This is a genomic window from Streptomyces sp. NPDC002851 (assembly GCF_053591935.1).
The window spans coordinates 1-17,494 of record NZ_JBSFUT010000018.1; the positions used below are offsets into that span (position 1 = coordinate 1).

General features: G+C 68.7%; 16 protein-coding genes. 5 read left to right on the plus strand and 11 right to left on the minus strand.

What is annotated here, in order from left to right; all coding sequences use genetic code 11:
- A partial coding sequence (locus ACWD10_RS19985; protein ID WP_451092714.1) for a SulP family inorganic anion transporter occupies window positions 1–666 on the plus strand: 666 nt, incomplete at its 5' end.
- An 835-nt stretch (window positions 667–1,501) separates the two neighbouring features.
- Here the strand turns inward: ACWD10_RS19985 and ACWD10_RS19990 are convergent.
- The 7 genes from ACWD10_RS19990 to ACWD10_RS20020 form a co-directional block, all read right to left on the minus strand.
- Complete coding sequence (locus ACWD10_RS19990; protein ID WP_451092716.1) at window positions 1,502–2,233, minus strand: GntR family transcriptional regulator; 732 nt, start codon at window positions 2,231–2,233, stop codon at window positions 1,502–1,504.
- 44 nt (window positions 2,234–2,277) lie between these two features.
- Complete coding sequence (locus ACWD10_RS19995) at window positions 2,278–3,522, minus strand: allantoate amidohydrolase (protein WP_451092718.1); 1,245 nt, start codon at window positions 3,520–3,522, stop codon at window positions 2,278–2,280.
- A gap of 64 nt (window positions 3,523–3,586) precedes the next feature.
- Window positions 3,587–4,732, minus strand: a complete 1,146-nt coding sequence (locus tag ACWD10_RS20000; RefSeq protein ID WP_451092720.1) for an FAD-dependent oxidoreductase — start codon at window positions 4,730–4,732, stop codon at window positions 3,587–3,589.
- A gap of 43 nt (window positions 4,733–4,775) precedes the next feature.
- Window positions 4,776–5,381 (minus strand): HutD/Ves family protein, encoded by a 606-nt coding sequence (locus tag ACWD10_RS20005; protein ID WP_451092722.1) that lies wholly within the window; start codon window positions 5,379–5,381, stop codon window positions 4,776–4,778.
- Window positions 5,382–5,412: 31 nt separating this feature from the next.
- Entirely contained in the window at window positions 5,413–6,753 is a 1,341-nt protein-coding gene (locus ACWD10_RS20010) for a potassium channel family protein (RefSeq protein WP_451092724.1), read from the minus strand.
- A gap of 157 nt (window positions 6,754–6,910) precedes the next feature.
- On the minus strand, window positions 6,911–7,594 hold the full coding sequence (locus tag ACWD10_RS20015) for a GntR family transcriptional regulator (RefSeq protein WP_451092726.1): 684 nt from the start codon (window positions 7,592–7,594) through the stop codon (window positions 6,911–6,913).
- A 43-nt stretch (window positions 7,595–7,637) separates the two neighbouring features.
- Window positions 7,638–8,546 carry a proline dehydrogenase family protein gene (locus tag ACWD10_RS20020; RefSeq protein ID WP_451092728.1) on the minus strand — a complete coding sequence of 303 codons (909 nt, stop codon included), beginning with the start codon at window positions 8,544–8,546 and terminating at the stop codon, window positions 7,638–7,640.
- Between the two features lie 367 nt (window positions 8,547–8,913).
- Between ACWD10_RS20020 and ACWD10_RS20025 the strand changes: the two genes are divergently transcribed.
- Window positions 8,914–9,234: a hypothetical protein gene (locus ACWD10_RS20025; protein WP_451092730.1), complete on the plus strand. Its 321-nt coding sequence runs from the start codon at window positions 8,914–8,916 to the stop codon at window positions 9,232–9,234.
- Complete coding sequence (locus tag ACWD10_RS20030) at window positions 9,231–9,689, plus strand: ATP-binding protein (RefSeq protein WP_451092732.1); 459 nt, start codon at window positions 9,231–9,233, stop codon at window positions 9,687–9,689. The genes ACWD10_RS20025 and ACWD10_RS20030 overlap by 4 nt, the downstream gene beginning before the upstream one ends.
- Window positions 9,690–9,757: 68 nt before the next feature.
- Here the strand turns inward: ACWD10_RS20030 and ACWD10_RS20035 are convergent, their stop codons facing one another.
- Complete coding sequence (locus ACWD10_RS20035; RefSeq protein ID WP_451092734.1) at window positions 9,758–10,450, minus strand: GntR family transcriptional regulator; 693 nt, start codon at window positions 10,448–10,450, stop codon at window positions 9,758–9,760.
- 123 nt (window positions 10,451–10,573) lie between these two features.
- Here ACWD10_RS20035 and pruA point away from each other — a divergent pair, with 123 nt between their 5' ends.
- The gene (gene pruA, locus ACWD10_RS20040) at window positions 10,574–12,208 is read left to right on the plus strand and encodes an L-glutamate gamma-semialdehyde dehydrogenase (protein ID WP_451093014.1); all 1,635 of its coding nucleotides are present in this window, start codon (window positions 10,574–10,576) and stop codon (window positions 12,206–12,208) included.
- 13 nt (window positions 12,209–12,221) lie between these two features.
- Window positions 12,222–13,595 (plus strand): MFS transporter, encoded by a 1,374-nt coding sequence (locus tag ACWD10_RS20045; protein ID WP_451092736.1) that lies wholly within the window; start codon window positions 12,222–12,224, stop codon window positions 13,593–13,595.
- A 159-nt stretch (window positions 13,596–13,754) separates the two neighbouring features.
- On the opposite strand, the gene ACWD10_RS20050 is transcribed toward ACWD10_RS20045, so the two are convergent.
- The 3 genes from ACWD10_RS20050 to ACWD10_RS20060 form a co-directional block, all read right to left on the minus strand.
- Complete coding sequence (locus ACWD10_RS20050; RefSeq protein WP_451092738.1) at window positions 13,755–14,807, minus strand: proline racemase family protein; 1,053 nt, start codon at window positions 14,805–14,807, stop codon at window positions 13,755–13,757.
- 120 nt (window positions 14,808–14,927) lie between these two features.
- Window positions 14,928–16,439 (minus strand): aminobutyraldehyde dehydrogenase, encoded by a 1,512-nt coding sequence (locus ACWD10_RS20055; protein WP_451092740.1) that lies wholly within the window; start codon window positions 16,437–16,439, stop codon window positions 14,928–14,930.
- A 73-nt stretch (window positions 16,440–16,512) separates the two neighbouring features.
- Entirely contained in the window at window positions 16,513–17,484 is a 972-nt protein-coding gene (locus ACWD10_RS20060) for an ornithine cyclodeaminase family protein (protein WP_451092742.1), read from the minus strand.
- Between the last annotated feature and the right edge of the window lie 10 nt (window positions 17,485–17,494).

Below are 17,494 nucleotides of genomic sequence, written 5' to 3' on the forward strand. Positions count from 1 at the left end.
GCCGGCCTCTTCGGCGGCCTGGCCAGCGCCGGCGCCACCGTCCGCTCCGTGGTCAACATCAGAAGCGGCGGCCGCACCGCCGTATCGGCCGCCACGCACAGCGTCATCCTCCTCGCCCTCGTCGTCGGGCTCGGCGCCGTCGTGCAGTACATCCCCCTCGCCGTCCTCTCCGGCATCCTGATCCTCACCGCGATCGGCATGTTCGACTGGGAAAGCCTGCGCAAGGCGCATGTCTCTCCGCGCGGCGACGTCGCCGTGATGGTCGCGACGATGGTCGTCACCGTGGTCGTCGACCTGACCGTGGCGGTCGCCGCGGGCGTCGCCCTGGCACTCATCGTCCACGTCGTGAAGGAGCGCCGCAGAGCCTCGGTCGTCCACGACGGCGACGACACCTACCGCATCGAGGGCCCGTTGTCGTTCCTCTCCGTCGACCGGGTCTTCACCACCCTGCGCAACGACCGGCCGAACCTGTCGCTGAGCCTCAAGGACGTCAGCTACATGGACATGTCCGGCGCCAAGGCACTGCTGACCTTCATCGACCACTCCCACAAGTCCGGCGTCGACCTCGACCTGAAGGACCTGCCGCCGCACGTCGAGGACAGACTGGTAGCACTCGCGAACGACGAACAACGCGACAAGCTCAAGACCGTCGTCGCAGACGCCTAGTTCGGCTGCCGCTCGCGTCGGCAGGAGGAAGAGCGACCTGCGTGGGCTTGAGGCTGCGGCTCTGCCGCTGCCGAATCGCGGGCCGCGCCACCCTCGCCCGCGGTCCGACGAACAGGTTCAGACGCTGGGGCGGAGGATGAGCGGTGGACGGGATGGATCTGAGCGCGCAGGTAGGCGTCCAAAGCGCGCGCGGGATCAATGGCCATGGTGGTTCTCCTACAGTGATGGATGCCGTCAATGAGCCGTTCCCGAAGATGGCGGGAGCCGGGCCGGTCAGCACCGCAGGATGCGATAGTGAGCGCGCGCGGCCGCGAGGACGGCGCGCTCGTGCCAGAGGATCTTCGGCTGATGCGCAACACAGGGGTAGTTGTGGCATACGGGGGTGGGACACGCCCGGCTGGCCTGGACTCCAGAAGGTGTGCTGCCGCCCCGTGCGGTTCGGCAGGTGCGTCGCTGCGCGGGGACGAACGCGGCGCTCTCACCGAGGCACAGTTCGGCCGTCGCCGTGCCGCCACTTTCCACGGGCCCTGAGCGAAGCGCTACGGCGTGTTGCGCGCCGCTGAGCACGAGCAGCACGGAAGTCAGCACGACAGCGGCAGCCCGAACAAGGACCCGAACAGCAGCACAGCACCAGACACTCACTCGCTGAACGTTTCCCTACGGCTACCCGGGGCGCATCCAGGATGAGCGAGCGGATAAGCCAGACAGGTGAGTGACGAACAGCCTTACCCGGCTTCCGACTCCAAGGGCACACTTCACCGCGGACGAGTTCCGTGCTCCAAGCGCCCGTTCTTGCGTGCGCGTCGCCGAGGAGGTGGGCGTGAGAATCCCACGATCACGCCTTCGTCTCCGTCTCCGTCTCCGGCGTCCCCGAACCCCCTCTCGTACCAGGGGACTCGGCGCCTATCTCGGCTTGGATCCGCGTGGTGGCGTTGTCCAGAGACTGGCTGTTGACGGCAGCGGCAGCCGTCGCATCGCGGGCGACGACGGCCTGCAGCAGACGTTCCTGGTAGTGATCGAGAGAGTCGTCGCTGCCCTTCTCCAGGGCGGCGCGCACACCGACGACCTTGTAAGGGCGGCAGCGTTGCCACAACGAGCGGACGGTAGCCAGGAGTACGGGGTTGCCTGCCGCCTCGTACAGGATGGTCAGCAGTCCCTCGTCGTGATTGAGGTAGGCGACGACCTCCCCGGCCTCGATGGCTTGGCGCATCTGCGTGAGCTGGGCACGCATGCGGGCGATTCCGTCGCTGTCGATCCGCTGAGTGCCCAGCCGGGCGCCTTCCGATTCGAGCAGGCGGCGGACGGCGTAGACGTGGATGAGTTCGGCCAGGTCGAGCCCTTTGACGACGGCGCCCTTGTGCGGGACGCGTTCGGCCAGGCCCGCTTCTTCCAGACGACGGATCGCTTCGCGCACGGGCATTTCGCTGGTGCCCACCTCGGCGGCCAGGTCGCGGATGCGCAGCCGGGCTCCGGCGGGGAGTTCCCCGTTCATGATCAACTCGTGGAGCACCGTATAGACCTGATCCGTCATCGACGGCGACGGCTCGACGCGCTTGGATATCACCACCACCGCATCCTAAGCAGCCTCGACCCCGGCGATGTGGGGTTGCGTCAGTTGGTCAGCAAGTCCCTCAGCACGTCGGTCAGCGCTGCGGCGCCGCGTTCCGCGTCGGGGTCCTCCACGTGCTCGCTGGGGGCGTGCGAGGTGCCGGTCGGGTTGCGGACGAAGAGCATGGCCGTGGGGACGTGGGCGCTGAGGACGCCGGCATCGTGGCCCGCCCCGGTGTCGAGCACGGGGGCGTCCGGGAGCACCGCGCTGAGCCGGTCCCGCAAGGCGCCGTCGAAGTGGACGGTCGGGCTGAGGGATTCCTCGACGAGCTGGGCCCGGCACCCTTCGTCGAGGGCGATGGTTTCGGCGTGCTGGCGGATCGTGTCGACGACTGTGGCGGTGACGGCGTCGTCGGGGTGGCGTACGTCGAGCCACAGGTCCACGCGGGAGGCGATGACGTTCGTGCCGCCCGGTACGGGGGTGATCCGGCCGATGGTCGCCCGTGCCCGCGGCTGGGCCCGGGCGGTCTCCCGTACGGCGACGACGGTGCGTGCGGCGGCCACCATGGGGTCCTGCCGGTCGGTCATGAGGGTTGTTCCCGCGTGGTTGCCTTGACCGGTGATGGTGAGCCGCCAGCGCCCGTGCCCCAGGATCGACGAGCCGATGGCGACGGGGTGCCCCAGGTCGATCAGGCCACGTCCTTGCTCCACGTGGAGTTCGACGAAGGTGCCGATCCGTGCGAGGGCCTCCTCGTCCCGGCCCAGGTGGCGCAGGTCGAGGCCGTTTCGGGTGGCGACGTCGGCGAAGGTGTTGCCTTCCGGGTCGGTGAGCCGGCCGGCCTGGTCGGGGGATATCTGCCCGGTCAGCAGGCGGGAGCCGAGGCAGGCGACGCCGAAGCGGGAGCCCTCCTCCTCGGGGAAGACGGTGAGGGCCAGTGGGCGTGTGGCTCTGATGCCCGAGCGGCTCAGCTGATCCACGGCGACCAGTGCGGACGCCACCCCGAGCGGCCCGTCGAACGCCCCGCCGCCGGGAACCGAGTCGAGATGGCTACCGGTGACGACCGCGTCGCGCAAGGGGGCGCCGGTCGGGTTCCACCAGGCCCAGATAAGACCGTTGCGGTCGGTCTCGACGTCCAGGCCCCGCTTGGTCGCGTGGCTGATGAACCATTCGCGGAGGTCCAGCTCCGCAGTGGAGTACACGGGGCGGCTGTAGCCTCCGCGACGCATGTCGATGCCGACGTCGGCGATTTCGGCGAGCAGTCCGCTCACCGTGTCCGTGGGCGAAGTGGGAGGTGTGCGGTGGGGCATGGGGAAGCGCTCCTGAGGGAGGTTTCGCGGGGTTCGGTGCGGGGGTGCGTAGAGCGTCGTGCTGTCAGGCCGGGAGGGCGAATCGTTCCGGGCCCGGCGCGGAGCCGGTGGCCACGTCGGCGGCGATCTCACCGATGAGCGGCGCGAACTTGGCGCCGTGTCCCGAGCAGGGGGACACCAGGGTGATGCCGTCGGCGCTGTCGACGAGGAAGTCCTCGGTCGGGGTGTTGGTGAACAGGCAGGTGGTCTCGGCGTACGGAACGGGGACCAGGCCGGGCAGATAGCGCTCCACGTAGGCGACCACCCGGGCGCGGTTGGCCGCTGCCATCACGCCGTCCTGGTCGGCCGCGGAGGGAAGGACCTTGCCGCCGTTGAACTCCGCCAGCTTCTGGCCCCGGAAGCCTGCGTCGCGGCCACCGGGCAGGCTGTACGTCTCGATCTGTTCGGTCTTGTGGATGAACGTCGGCCAGATGGTGCTGGGCTCGTGGCCGTCACCGACTGGTGAGCCGTCCTGGTAGGGGAAGTGGTACGCCTGTTCCTGGCGGACCTCGAGTGTGGGTATGCGGGAGCGGAAGATCTCCGGCAGGGGGAGTTCGGCGAGCAGCGCGTGAAGCCAGCCGCCCGCGGTGACCACGATCTTGTCGGCGTCGAAGGTGCGGCCGTCGGTGGCGGTGACCCGGTACCCGGGGCCGCGCGGGGTGACGGAGCCGACGGGCCAGTTGGTGAGGATCTGCGCGCCGTGCCGTTTGGCCTGGTCGATCATGGCATGCACCGACTGCTCGGCGTCGATCACGCCCGCCGCGGGATGCCACAGGACGTCGGTGTCGAAGGTGATCTGCGGCCAGCGCTCGCGGGCCGCGTCGGCGGAGAGCAGTTCGTGTTCGATATCGGCCTGGTCAAGGACACCGGCCAGCAGGCGGGGCGTGCGCCGCGCACCGAAGTCGAGCGCGCCGGAGGGGGTGATGAGCCGCTGTCCGTGCAGCCGCTCCAGCTCGTCCCAGCCCTGTCGTGCGGTGACGACGAGGCCGGTGTAGAAGGGGTCGGGGTAGGCGTAGCGGAAGATGCGGGCGGACCCGTGGGAGCTGCCGTCTTCGGCAGCCGGGTGGGACCGTTCCACGAGGGTGACCTCCTGGCCGCGTTGGGCCAGGTGCCAGGCCGTGGCCGCGCCGGCCAGACCGGCTCCGATCACGAGGTATTTCGACGAACTCATGGTCGTGAACTCCTGACGTGAGAGTGGTGAGGGCGGGGTGCGGTCAGGTGTGGGCGGCCTGCGTCGCGATGCGCACGCGGGCCACGGTTGCTGCCTGGAGGCTGAGACGCGTTCCATCGTTGCCGGGGAGGACGGTGTCGAATCGCGCCAGGCGCCGGCCGCCGAGCGAGACGGTGCCGTCGAGCACCACCAGGGCGGTGGAGGTCGCGGATGTGACGGGCAGTTGGGCGTCGCCGCGAAGCAGGTCGAGACTGCTGCGGATGCCGCGTCGTGTCATGAGGTTGAGCGCCTGGGCCCGGCCGTGAACGGCGGTCGTGGCCACCTCCGATTCCCCCGCGAAGGAGATGACTTGGGTGTAGCGCAGGTTGTGGAGGGTCCCGTCGACGGACAGGTGCAGCGGCACGGGAGCCGCCGACAACAGATGGCGGTCCATCTCCGGAAACTTGGAGAAAGGGCCGGTCTCCTCTATGTCCGCGAGGCTCAGCCGCCACAAGGCCGTGCTGGCTGAATCTGTGGCGGGCTCGCGGTGGATCTCGCGGGTCCAGCCTCGTCCGTTGGCCCACCTCTGGGGTTCGAGCGTGGTCATCCGGATGACGCGTGTGACGTCGTTCGAGCCGTTCTCCGGCTGTCGGCATGCGGTGAACTGCAACGGCTTCTCCTTCTCGCAGGGATGGGCGTTGTCATACGGGCACGGCGACCTCCACGTGGCTGCAGCCTTCTCGTGCCGCGAGTGGCCAGGGAGTGAAGCCTTCGTCGGGCGCGTCCACGAAGACGCGGTGCCGGTGGGCGACGACACTGGTGGCCGGCTGTCCCAACAGCCGTGCCAGCACGTACACGGCGGCCAGGCTGGTGACGTCACGGATGGTGCCCAGCGGCAGCAGCGAGCGGGTCTCGGCGATCGCCTCGTGCTCACCGGCCCGCAAAACGACACGGGTGCCGGGAGAAACACCTTGTGCGGCGATGGCCACGGCGATGTTGTCGAGGTCGTCGGAACCGACAGCGGCGAGCGCCCGTGCGCGCTCCAGACGCACTCGCTCCAGAACGGCTCGGTCGCCTCCGTGACCCGCAAGGACGGGAATGCCCAAGGACCGGGCCAGGCGGATGTTCGGGGCTTTGGGGTTTCTCTCCACGCCGACGACGGGGATTCCCAGACCTTTCAACTCGCCGCAGAGCCGCAGTCCGACCTGTCCCATGCCGACGACGATGACGTGGCCGGAGCGGGGAAGCGTGCGCGGACCGATCAGCCCGACGAGCCGTGGGCTGAGCATGCGGTCGATGATGCCGGCGGTGAACATGGCGCTGAAGACGACCGTGCTGAGCATCAAGGTGCTGGCCAGGATCGGGTAGGCCGTGGAGTGTTCGGGCGCGGCAGCAGGTCCGACCGTGGCCACGACGCGGGCTGCGTCGAACAACGCCTGGGCCGGGTGGTGCCCCGCGGCGAGCAGCCACGTCAGGTCACCGAGCAGAGCGACGAGCATGCCCAGGAGGCCGATGAACATGATTCGTGTTCCCGCGTCGTGCGGACGCAATTGCCCGGCCAGGCGGCCGAACCGGGCGCGCCTACGCACCCGTTGCGGCGCCCAGGAATCGAGCTGTGGCACGCCGGTGTCCGACCACCGGACTGCCTGCGTGCGGCCGCCCTTCCGCCGCAGAGCGATCATGCCGGCGTCGACGCACGGCCCGGCCAGGGCCGGGGCGACCAGATCGGCGGGCGAGGTGACATGGCACTGGGGCAAAAGGCGCAGGAGTTCGTCGGCCACGGTCCGGTCGAATATCGTCACGGTGATCGGGACCTTGGGCGCCATGTGCGCCACGGCGAGGACATAGCGCAGTGCCGCGACGTCCTCGTGGACGAGGACCGCCACGCCGTCGAGGGCGGGGGCCATCGCCGCACGGAGTTCGTCGTCGCGAGGCTCCGTCAGGTGTTGGACCGGGTGCGCGTCTCCTCTCAGAGATGCGCACACGCGCCGCGCGAGGTTCGTTTCACCGATGACGATGAACGAACCGTCACCACGTGACACGGAGACGTGTGTCATGGCGTGGGTTCAGCCCCCGTCGTGCCACAGTCCTCCGAGCGATACGGGTCGCAGCCCAGACACCGGGGGGTGCCGCATGTGATGCAGCGGACCAGTTCGGTGCCGCAGTGACATGCGGGTGCTTGCGTCTTGGGCGGTGAGGTCATCGTGCTGCCGCCTCCTCCTTGAGCGTGGCCTCGATGCGAGAACGTGCACTGAGCAGTGACCGGCGGGTCAGATCCCCGGCCGTGTCGGGATCGCAGGCCCGAGCGGCGTTCACCAGCAATGGCTGGTAGGACCACAGTGACGAATCGAGTTCCTGACCGGCGGCGCTCGCTCCCAGGACCTTGTACGCACGGCACTGGTCCCACAGCGTCCGGATCGTTTCCAGCAGTACGGGATTTCCGCCGGCCGCGTACAGGGTCGTGAGCAGGGCCTCGTCGTGGTCGAGCGCATCGATGATGCGGCCCTGGTCGGCGGCCGTGCGCATCGCGGTGCACTCCCTGGCCATGGTCTCGACCCGCTGAGTGTCCAGACCGGCGACACCCTGCCGTGCCGCTGCGGTTTCCAGCAGGAGCCGCACGTCGTAGACGTGGATGAGCTCCTGCAAGGTGAACCCCTTGACGACGGCGCCCTTGTGGGGTTCGCGAACGGCGAGTCCGCTCTCCTCCAGACGACGGATGGCCTCGCGTACGGGCATGACGCTGGTGCCCATCTCCGCGGCGAGGTCCCGTACGCGCAGCCGGGTTCCCGCCGGCAAGGCACTGTTGACGATCGACTGGTGCAGCGCGGCATGGACCTGGTCGGTCAGCAACGACGGTTGAACGGCCCGGGCCGGCTGATGCATCGGGTGGTCCCGACCAGATCGGGGCCCGGCGCGAACCGCCATGTCAGCGACCCACCACGGAACGAAGGAAGAACAGGAGATTGGCCGGGCGCTCGGCCATCCGCCGCATCAGGTAGGGGTACCACTGGGTTCCGAAGGGGACATAGACCCGCACCCGATAGCCCTCGCGCACCAACTGCCGCTGCACATCGCGCCGCACCCCGTACAGCATCTGGAACTCGAAGTCCTCCTTGCCGACGCCAGCGGCTGCTGCGGCCTTCTTGGCGTGCTCGATACACGCGTCGTCGTGGGTACCGAACGCGGGATCGGGACAGTGGGCCAGGACCCAGTCCGTCAGGTGCTGGTACTGGGCGGTGACTTCCTTGCGATCACGCAGCGCCCTGGTCAGCGGCTCGTCGTAGGCGCCCTTGACCAGGCGCGGACGCGGTTTGATGTCGGTGAAGGAGTCCAGGTCCTCGGGGGTACGGCGCAGTGCGGCCTGGATGGCCACGCGGGTGTGCGGATGACGGGGCAGGGCCTCGCGGAAGGTCTCGAGGGTGAGCCGCCCCACTGAGCTGTGCTCCATGTCGACCTCTACCAGGACGCCGACCTCCTCGGCAGCCTCCAGGAGATGGTCAAGGTTCTTGGCGCAGGTCTCGGGGTCCACGGCGATGCCCAGCTGGGACAGCTTCACGGACACCGTCGTCCCGGGGGCCTGCTCGGCGATGGCATGCACGGTCGCGATGTACTGGTCGGTCGCGCGGGCCGACTCGGCGAGGTCCTCGACCTGCTCACCCAAAAGATCGAGGCTCACGTCGATGCCCTCGCGCTGCATCTGCTTCGCCACGCGGATGGCTTCGTCACAGGTCACGCCGGCGACGAAGCGGCTGACCAATCCTCGGGTGAGCGGGTGCCCGCTCACGAGGCTTTCCAGCTTCTTGTTCTGAGCTGCACGCAGCAGCAGGTGACTCATCACATCGATCCCCTGATCACGAAGGGTCGGAAGAGGTTTCGGCTTTGCGGGGACAGCAGTTGTCCGGAAGTGCCCGGCCGTGCGGGCGGCGGGGCAGGACCTGAGAAAGCACCGGCCGGTGCGCGTCTGACGCGACACCCAGGGGGCGCTGATTCAGGACCGTAGGATGTGATCACAGATCACACAACCCCCCGCCGATACGCAACTCGGAATTCTCATAAGCAATCTCGGGCTTTGCGAGGCGTGCCGGGCGCGGACAGCCGGCCCGTCGCGGTGAGGTCGGCCACCCAGCTGCAGCGGTTGATTCCGGCACCCAGGATAACTAGTCTGAAATTTCAGTTCAATGGTTTTTGCTTCAGGAGGAGCCATGAAGCGCACGGATCACCTAGCCGGCACTCCGTTCACGGCGGACGCGGCGGTCGAACTGCTGGCCGCGGCGCTGTTCTGCACGACCGTGCGCCCGGAGGACCGGCCCACGGCACCGGCCGTACGCCGCACGGTGTGCCGACGCCTCGGACCGGGGCGGATCGAGGCCGCGACCTGCCTCGCCACCTGGTCAAGGGCGTCGGCCCGGTCCGACTCGGACGGCTCACGGATGACCTGGTGCCGTCGCACCGTGACCGAGGCGTTCCCCGTCGGCCTCGCCATCCCCCCGATCCGCCGGAACGGTCCGGGGACGGCGCCATGAAGCCGGACCGGACCGAGAAGCCCAGCGCCGATCCCACGACGGCTGCCGCGCCCGGCATGACCGCCGATGCGGTCATCCCCGTACCGCGCGCCCCGGAAGGTCTGGCCGCCGTCCGTCGGCACGCCGCGGAGGTGCTACGGCAGTGGCAACTTCCGCCGGACCGAGCGGACGACGCGCTGCTGGTCACCTCCGAACTGCTCACCAACGCGGTCGCCCACGCCCTGCCCCCGGCGTCACTGCGCCTGTCGCGGCAGGGCGTGGACGACCGCGCGGTGCGGATCGAGGTGACCGACGCCGGCCCGGCCCCCGCGGGCAGCCAGAACGGCAGCCGGTTGCCGCCGGAGGAGAGCGGCCGCGGAAGCGTCATCATCGCCGCCCTGTCCGCGCGGTCGGGAACCAGGACATGGCAAGGCGGTGCCGCCCGGTGGGCGGAGATCCGCACATCCGCGCCCTGATCCGGGACGACACCGCCATCCCGCGGCACGCGGACCTCAACCCGCCTGCCGCTACTGCCCGTTGTGCGCTACAGCAGGGCACGCACCTCTGCGGAGAAGGCCAGCAGATGAGCCTGGGCGGCCTTCCGCGCCGCCTCCGGCTTGCGCGCGCAGATCGCCTCGACGACCTCACCCTGGGAGCAGGAGCGCGGCGTCCTCGGCCGCATCCGCTGGATCCCGTAGTGCCAGATCCGCAGGGCGAGGTTGGTGTACTGGTTCAGGCTGGATTCCAGGTAGGGGTTGTGGGCGGCGGCGTAGATCGCCCGGTGGATCTCGCCGTCGACAGAGATGTAGTCGAGCGACATGTCCGAGGCGTCCTCGAGCGTGCCCGCGAGCGCGGTCAGGGCGGCGCACTCCTCGTCGGTGGCGCGCTCCGCGGCGAGCGCGGCAGACAGTCCTTCCAACTCGATCCGCACCTCGGTCAGCCATCGCTCGTCGCTGATGCTGATGTCCGCGACGAAGGTTCCCCGGCGCGGGTAGATGACCGCGAGCTGCTCCAGCGTGAGGCGCTTGAGCGCGTCCCGTACTGGCGTCAGGCCCACCCCGAACCGTTGGCTGAGGACCTTCTCGTCCAGGGGATCGCCCGGCTGCAGCCGCACCGAGACGATCTCGTCCCGGATCCGCAGATACGCCTGGTCAGCCAGGCGCACGCCTCCGGCCGTGCCCGGCTTGCCCACGGCGGCTCCGCCGACGGCCCTGCCCACTTCAGTCGCTTGACGCATGTAGCCAGTGTAAGTACGGTCGCTCTAAAATTTCAGTACAACTTCTAGCCGACCGCCTCAGCGAGGCGGGCGGTGCACACCCCGGAACGAGCGAGGAAAGCAATGGCAAATCCGAACGCCAGCATCACGGGCAGCGTCCGCGTCCCCGCACCCGCCAATGAGCCCGTGCGCGACTTCGCGCCCGGCTCCCCGGAAGCGATCCGGCTGCGGACCGAGATCGACCGGATCGGTGGCCAGGAGCGCGAACTCCCTCACGTGATCAACGGCGAGCGACTCTTCGCCGGACAGCAGACCGCGGTGGTCTCTCCGCACCGGCACGCGCACGTCCTCGGCCACCTCACGTCCGCCGAGGACAAGCAGGTCCAGGCCGCGATCGACGCCTCGCTCGCTGCGCGCGGCGACTGGTCAAGGACCCCGTGGTGGGAGCGGGCCGCGATCTTCCTTCGGGCGGCCGACCTGGTGACCGGCAAGTACCGCGACGAGCTCCTGGCCACCACCATGCTGGGCCAGTCGAAGACCTTCCACCAGGCCGAGATCGACGCGGCCTGCGAGCTCGCCGACTTCTTCCGCTACAACGCCCACTCCGCGGCCGCCATCTACGACCAGCAGCCCACCTCGGACCCGGGCCAGTGGAACATGATGGACCACCGGGGACTTGAGGGATTCGTCCTGGCGATCACCCCGTTCAACTTCACGGCCATCGCGGGCAACCTGCCCTCCACCCCTGCCCTCATGGGCAACACGGTCGTCTGGAAGCCCTCCGAGAAGTCGGCCCTGAGCAGCGACGTCGTCATGCGGGTCTTCGAGGAGGCCGGACTGCCGCCCGGCGTCATCAACCTCGTCCACGGCGACGGGCAGTCCATCGCCCACCAGGCCCTGGCCAGCGAGCACCTCGCCGGTGTCAGCTTCACCGGCTCCACCGCCGTCTTCCGCGACCTGTGGCAGACCACCGCCCAGCACCTTCACACCTACCGCAGCTACCCCCGCCTCGTCGGCGAGACCGGCGGCAAGAACGCGGTCATCGCCCACCCCTCGGCCGATCTCGAGGCCCTCCTGGTCGCCCTGGTCCGCGGCGCGTTCGAGTTCCAGGGCCAGAAGTGCTCCGCGGCCTCCCGCGCCTACATTCCCCGCAGCCTGTGGGGGCAGATCGAAGAGCAACTCGCCGACACGGTCGCCCAGTTGCGGGTCGGTGATGTCATCGAACACGAGACCTTCGTCGGTGCGGTCATCGACGAAGCCTCCTGCACCCGCCTGGAGCAGGCCATCACCCGGGCCAAGGATCTCGACAGCCACCGCCTGCTGGTCGGCGGCAATGTCCGCCGCGAGACCGGCTGGTTCGTCGACCCGACCGTGTTCGTCACCGACGACCCCACGGCCTTCACCATGTCCCAGGAGTTCTTCGGCCCGCTCCTGACCGTGTACGTCTACGACGACGCGGACTGGAGCTCGACCCTCACTCTCGCCGACACCACCAGCCCGTACGCCCTGACCTGCTCCATCTTCGCCACCGAGCGGGCGGCGATCTCCGAGGCCCTGAGCGTCCTGCGCGACACGGCCGGGATGACCTACGTCAACGACAAGCCCACCGGGGCGCTCATGGGCCGGCAGACCTTCGGCGGCGGCCGCGCGTCGGGCACCAACGACAAGACCGGCTCCCCGCTCGCCCTCCAACGCTGGGTCAGCGGCCGCTACATCAAGGAAAACATGAACCCCGACCTGGATTGGACCTACCCCTACCTGGGCCCGGCCGGGAACTGACCCGGAGGACGAGATGAGCGCCCACGCACTCGACGACGCTCCACTGTCCCGGTTCCACAAGAAACTCACCCTGTACTCCTCCGGTGGCCCCTTCCTCGACGGCTACATCCTCAGCATCATCGGCGTCGCCATGGTGCAAGTCACCCCGCAGCTTGACCTGTCCGACTCCGCTCAGGGCCTCATCGGCGCCTCCGCCCTGATCGGCATCTTCCTCGGCGCGTTCGCCGGCGGGTATCTGACGGACAAGTTCGGTCGCCAGGTCCTCTATACGGTCGACCTGATCGCGATCATCGTCTGTTCGGTGGCCCAGTTCTGGGCCACCGACCCGGTGTGGCTGTTCATCCTCCGCCTGCTCATCGGCATGGCCGTCGGTGCGGACTATCCCATCGCGACCTCGCTGCTGGCCGAGTTCACACCCCGCCGCTACCGCGGACCGCTGCTCGGCGGCTTGATCGTCATGTGGTTCGTCGGCGCCGCCACGGCCTACATCGTCGGCGAGATACTCCTGTCCGTCGGCGACGACGGCTGGCGGTGGATGCTCGCCAGCGCCGCAGTGCCGGCAACCATCATCGTGCTGCTGCGCCTGGGCACCCCGGAATCCCCCCGCTGGCTCGCGAAGAAGGGCCGTACTCAGGAGGCCGAGCAGGTCCTCAAGCAGGTCTTCGGCCCGCGGGCCGGTCTCGCCGATCTGCCTGAGGAAGAACGCGAGAATGTCGACCTCAAGGCCATCCTGCGCTCCGGCTACGGCGGACGCATGCTCTACATCACGGTCTTCTGGACCTGTTCCATCGTCCCGCTCTTCGCCATCTACGCCTTCGGCCCGGCCATTCTCGACGCGCTCAGCCTCGAGGGCGGCCTGGCCAACATCGGCGAAGCCCTGATCACCGTCATGTTCCTCGTCGGCTGCGCCGCCTCGCTCCTGGTGGTCAATCGCATCGGCCGCCGCACGCTGGTCATCCACAGCTTCATCTGGTCGGGCCTTGCCCTGCTGCTGCTCGGCATCTTCCCTGACGCGCCCTCAGGCGTGATCATGACCCTCTTCGCTCTGTACGCCATCATCATCGGCGGTACCCAGATCCTGCAGTGGATCTACCCCAATGAACTGTTCCCGACCGAAGTGCGCGGCTCCGCCGTCGGCCTGGCCTCCTCCCTCAGCCGCATCGGAGCTGCCGTCGGGACCTATCTCGTCCCCGTCGCCCTCAGCAGTTGGGGCATCGGCGGCACCATGCTCGCGGCAGCCGCGATCAGCCTCGTCGGGGCCGTCGTCTCCATGGCCTGGGCCCCGGAAACCCGCGGTATGGCCCTGCACGAGGCCGCCGCACTGACGCCCGACTCCACCCCCGACTCCACGCCCCACTCAACGCCCGCTCCTCCGGTACGGGTGTGACGAGCCCCGGCCGATACGCCTACGTACCGCCACCACAGCACCTCTGAGAGCTCCTGCCCGGTTCAAGCGCCGTTGCCCGGGTGGGCGGGGCCTCTGGGACGCGCCGATACCCGAAGGGGCGCGTCCCAGAGGCCGACTGTCGCATCAACGGCGGCGTGCTCAGGCCCAGATGTCCCCGACGGTGAAGCCGTCGACGAACGGGTCGTCGGGGTCGAGTACGAGGGTGCTGTAACCGGAGATCCACGCCTGGCCGCCGATGGTCGGGACCACCCCGGTGTAGGGCCCGACCTTCACCTCCCGAATGAGTTCGCCGGTGTAGACGGTGCCGAGGACCCCCTCATGGCGGAAGGGTTCGTTGAGCTTGAGTGCGCCCTTGGCGTGCAGGGTGGCCATCCGCGCGCACGTACCGGTGCCGCACGGGCAGCGGTCGACCGAGCCGGTCCAGGTCGCGGGGTTGTCGAAGTCCACGGGGCCGCTCGCCATGGTCACCGCGTTCTTCATGTCGGCGGCCGGATTGTCGGTGGGGCCGGACAGTTGAGAGATCGTGATTCCGATCCCCGGGTAGTCGGGGTGTTCGACCTGCAGCTGATCCTGCGCGGCCCGGAGGATGAGGGAGGAGACACGGGCGATCTCGCGCCCGTGGGACGGGACCAGTTGGAGCCCGTCGAACTGGCGCGCGTCCGCGATCACGTAGAACATGCCGCCCCACCCGACATCGACGGTCACCTTGCCGAGCTCGGGGACGTCGATCACGGCGTCGAGGTGAGCGGCGAAGGCGGGCACGTTCTCGAAGGTCACTTGCTTGACCTTGCCGTCGCGGCACTCGGCCCTGATGCCGATGAGCCCGGCCGGAGCCTCAAGCTTGAATTCGGTGTAGGGCTCCTGCATCGGGATCATGCCGGTCTCCAACAGGACGGTGGCGACGGCGATGGTGTTGCCCCCACTCATCACGGGGTACTCGACCTGCTCCATGACGATGAAGCCGGCCGCGGCGTCCGGGTGCTTGGGCGGAACGATCAGGTTGCAGCACATGGGCGGGTAGCCACGGGGCTCACGCAGCATGAGCGACCGGAGCTGGTCGTCATTCTGCTCAAGCCACTTCATCTGCTCGTAGACGGACCCACCAGGGATGTTCGGGACTCCTCCGGTGATGACGCGCATCGGCTCGCCCGAGTGCGTCTCCACTGCGTGGATCATTCGCTTGAAAGACATGGTGGCTGCTTTCCTTTGCTGTTTTTTCTGCTTGCCACTGCGTCCCCTATGCGGAACAGCCGGAACGAACCGTCCTGATTGCGCACCACCGACTGGGGCTTGCGTTCTGGACGGACGGGATCAGCGCCCGTGGTTGTGCATGACGTGCTTGGTGCGCGAGTAGTCGTCAAGGGCGTAGATCGACAGGTCCCGTCCGTAGCCGGATCCCTTGAACCCGCCCCAGGGAAGTTCGCCGGCCAGCACGAGATGTGAGTTGACCCAGACGGTTCCGAAGTCCAGGCGCGCGGCGATGTCGTGGCTGCGGCGGGCGTTCTCGGTCCACACCGATGCCGACAGACCGAGAGGGACGTCGTTGGCGCGCCGTACCGCCTCGTCCTCGTCAGCGAAGGTCTCGACGGTGACCACCGGGCCGAAGATCTCCTCACGGGCGACCTCGGCCCCTTCGGGGACGTCGACAAGGACGGTCGGGGCCACGAAGTATCCAGGCCCGTCGAGGGCCCCGCCTCCTGCCGCCACTCGGACGCCTTCGTTCTTCGCACGCTCCAAGTACCCCGTGACACGGTCGAAGTGCGCCTTCGAGACCATGGGGCCGACCTCGACGTCGTCACCGGAGGTCGGCTCACCGACGACCAGGGAGCGGACCTCGCCGACGAGTTGCTCGACGAACCGCTCGGCGATCGATTCGTGGACGAGTACGCGGCAGGCGGCCCCGCACTCCTGGCCCGAGTTCCAGAAGCCGGCTTCGCGCAGTGCCGATGCGGCAGCCGCGAGATCGGCGTCCGGGAAGATCACGACCGGGGCCTTGCCGCCCAGTTCGAGGTGGACCCGCTTGAGGGTGTCGGCGGCGGCTCGGGCGACGGCGCGGCCGCTGGGGACCGAGCCCGTCAAGGCGATCATGTCCACGTCCGGGTGCTCGGCGAGCCCGGCACCGGCTACCGCGCCGTATCCGGTGACGACGTTCACCACTCCGGGCGGCAGGAGATCGGCGACGAGTTCGGCGAACTTCAGGGTGGTCAGCGGAGTCTGCTCGGACGGCTTGATGACCAGGGTGTTACCGGCGGCGAGAATGGGCGCGATCTTCCAGGCCGCCATGAGCAGGGGATAGTTCCACGGAGTGATCACTCCGATCACCCCGAGAGGCTCGCGCAGAATGACCGAGAGGTGATTCTCGGCGTAGTCACCGGCGGCCATGGAGGTCGTCGCGCGCAGTGCACCGGCCATGAAGCGGAAGGTGTCGATGGTCATGTCGATGTCGTCCCGTGACACCGCGAGCGGCTTACCGGTGTTGGCCGACTCCAACCTGACAACGAGGTCGGTGTTCTCGGCCAGTCGGTCGGCGATCGCGTGCAGCACTTCCGAGCGGTCCTTGGGGACCCGCCGCGCCCACTGGTCCTTGGCCGCGACCGCGGCGGCTATCGCTCGGTCGATGTCGTCGGGGGTTCCCTCGGGAATCCGGGCGATGACGCTCTCCGTGCTCGGATCGATGATGTCGATGACGCGCTCGGTCGATCCGTCGAGGAACTTCCCGTCGACGAAATGGCGGGCCGGAGGAAGGTCGGCCGCCGTGATCAGAGGCGGTACGTCCGCTGCGCGGCGCACCTTGGCGGTCGTGGGACCAGCGGCAGTGGTCATGATCAGTGACTCCTTGAGTGTGGTCGTGGAGCAGCCGGGTGGGGTGGAGCGAAGCCGGGTGGTGTGGGGCCGGTCAGTCGACTCTCCGGCCGACGCCGTGTAGTTCGGCCTGTTGGTAGACGCTCCAGGCCGCTGCCGCGTCCTGCACGCCGAGGCCGGCGCTGAGATACGTCATGATGTCGTCGTCGCTGCTGCGACCCGCCGCGGCACTGGTCAGCACATGGCCGAGTTCGAGGACTTCCAGCTCCGCTGTGTCGCCCTGCGCCCGGGCGGCGACGAGCGGACCGCAGTTCTGTCGCGCCGTCGGTTCGTGATCGACGACGACGTGGTGGCTGGCGCGGAGGACGTCGGGGCCGATCTCGCAACGGTGCCGGTCGAAGGATCCGACCGCGACGACCGTGGCACCGGGTCGGAGCTGACGCGCGGTGAACAGCGGTTCGGTGGCCAGCGTGGCGCAGACGACGACGTCGGCCTCGGCGATCGCGTCGCTCAGGGACTCCACCGGTTCGACGTCGAAGCCCTGCTCGCGCAGACGGCCGACGGGGACGTCGAGCGAGAACCCGGGCGGTGACCACATTCCGGTCCAGGCGTAGTCCCTGTCGCGGTGCAAAGCGGCGACGTGCGCCTGCCCCTGTACGCCGGACCCCAGTACGAGGAGACGGGCCGCGTCCTTCCTGGCCAGGGCCTGGACCGCGACCGCACTCGCGGCGGCGGTGCGCAGCGTGGTGATCGCTGTGCCGTCCATGAAGGCCAGGGGGACGCCGGTGTGGGGGTCGAGCACGGCGATCACGGCGTGGATGGTCGGCTGGTTCGTTTCCGCGTTCCCGGGATTGATGCTCCCGAACTTGCAGACAGGGCCGCTCGTACGGTCAAGGCGGGAGGCGTAGCAGAAGACGGTGTCGGGGTCGTCGGCGTAGCCGCCCAGGATCTTCTCCGGCTGCCACGCCTCTCCCCGCGCGAGAGCGATGAACGCCGCCCGCTGGGAGGCGATCGCGGTGTCGATGTCGAAGACGGAACGGACGTCGTGCTCGTCGAGGAATCTCATGATTGCGGCA

What these genes read in the sequence shown, in the direction of transcription:
- ACWD10_RS20000 (WP_451092720.1), bottom strand. Translation starts at nt 4,732, where the DNA reads ATGAGTTCGTCGAAATACCTCGTGATCGGAGCCGGTCTGGCCGGCGCG.
- ACWD10_RS20030 (WP_451092732.1), top strand. Translation starts at nt 9,231, where the DNA reads ATGAAGCCGGACCGGACCGAGAAGCCCAGCGCCGATCCCACGACGGCT.
- ACWD10_RS20060 (WP_451092742.1), bottom strand. Translation starts at nt 17,484, where the DNA reads ATGAGATTCCTCGACGAGCACGACGTCCGTTCCGTCTTCGACATCGAC.
- ACWD10_RS20035 (WP_451092734.1), bottom strand. Translation starts at nt 10,450, where the DNA reads ATGCGTCAAGCGACTGAAGTGGGCAGGGCCGTCGGCGGAGCCGCCGTG.
- ACWD10_RS19995 (WP_451092718.1), bottom strand. Translation starts at nt 3,522, where the DNA reads ATGCCCCACCGCACACCTCCCACTTCGCCCACGGACACGGTGAGCGGA.
- ACWD10_RS20045 (WP_451092736.1), top strand. Translation starts at nt 12,222, where the DNA reads ATGAGCGCCCACGCACTCGACGACGCTCCACTGTCCCGGTTCCACAAG.
- ACWD10_RS20015 (WP_451092726.1), bottom strand. Translation starts at nt 7,594, where the DNA reads ATGCATCAGCCGGCCCGGGCCGTTCAACCGTCGTTGCTGACCGACCAG.
- ACWD10_RS20025 (WP_451092730.1), top strand. Translation starts at nt 8,914, where the DNA reads ATGAAGCGCACGGATCACCTAGCCGGCACTCCGTTCACGGCGGACGCG.
- ACWD10_RS20050 (WP_451092738.1), bottom strand. Translation starts at nt 14,807, where the DNA reads ATGTCTTTCAAGCGAATGATCCACGCAGTGGAGACGCACTCGGGCGAG.
- ACWD10_RS20055 (WP_451092740.1), bottom strand. Translation starts at nt 16,439, where the DNA reads ATGACCACTGCCGCTGGTCCCACGACCGCCAAGGTGCGCCGCGCAGCG.
- ACWD10_RS20020 (WP_451092728.1), bottom strand. Translation starts at nt 8,546, where the DNA reads ATGAGTCACCTGCTGCTGCGTGCAGCTCAGAACAAGAAGCTGGAAAGC.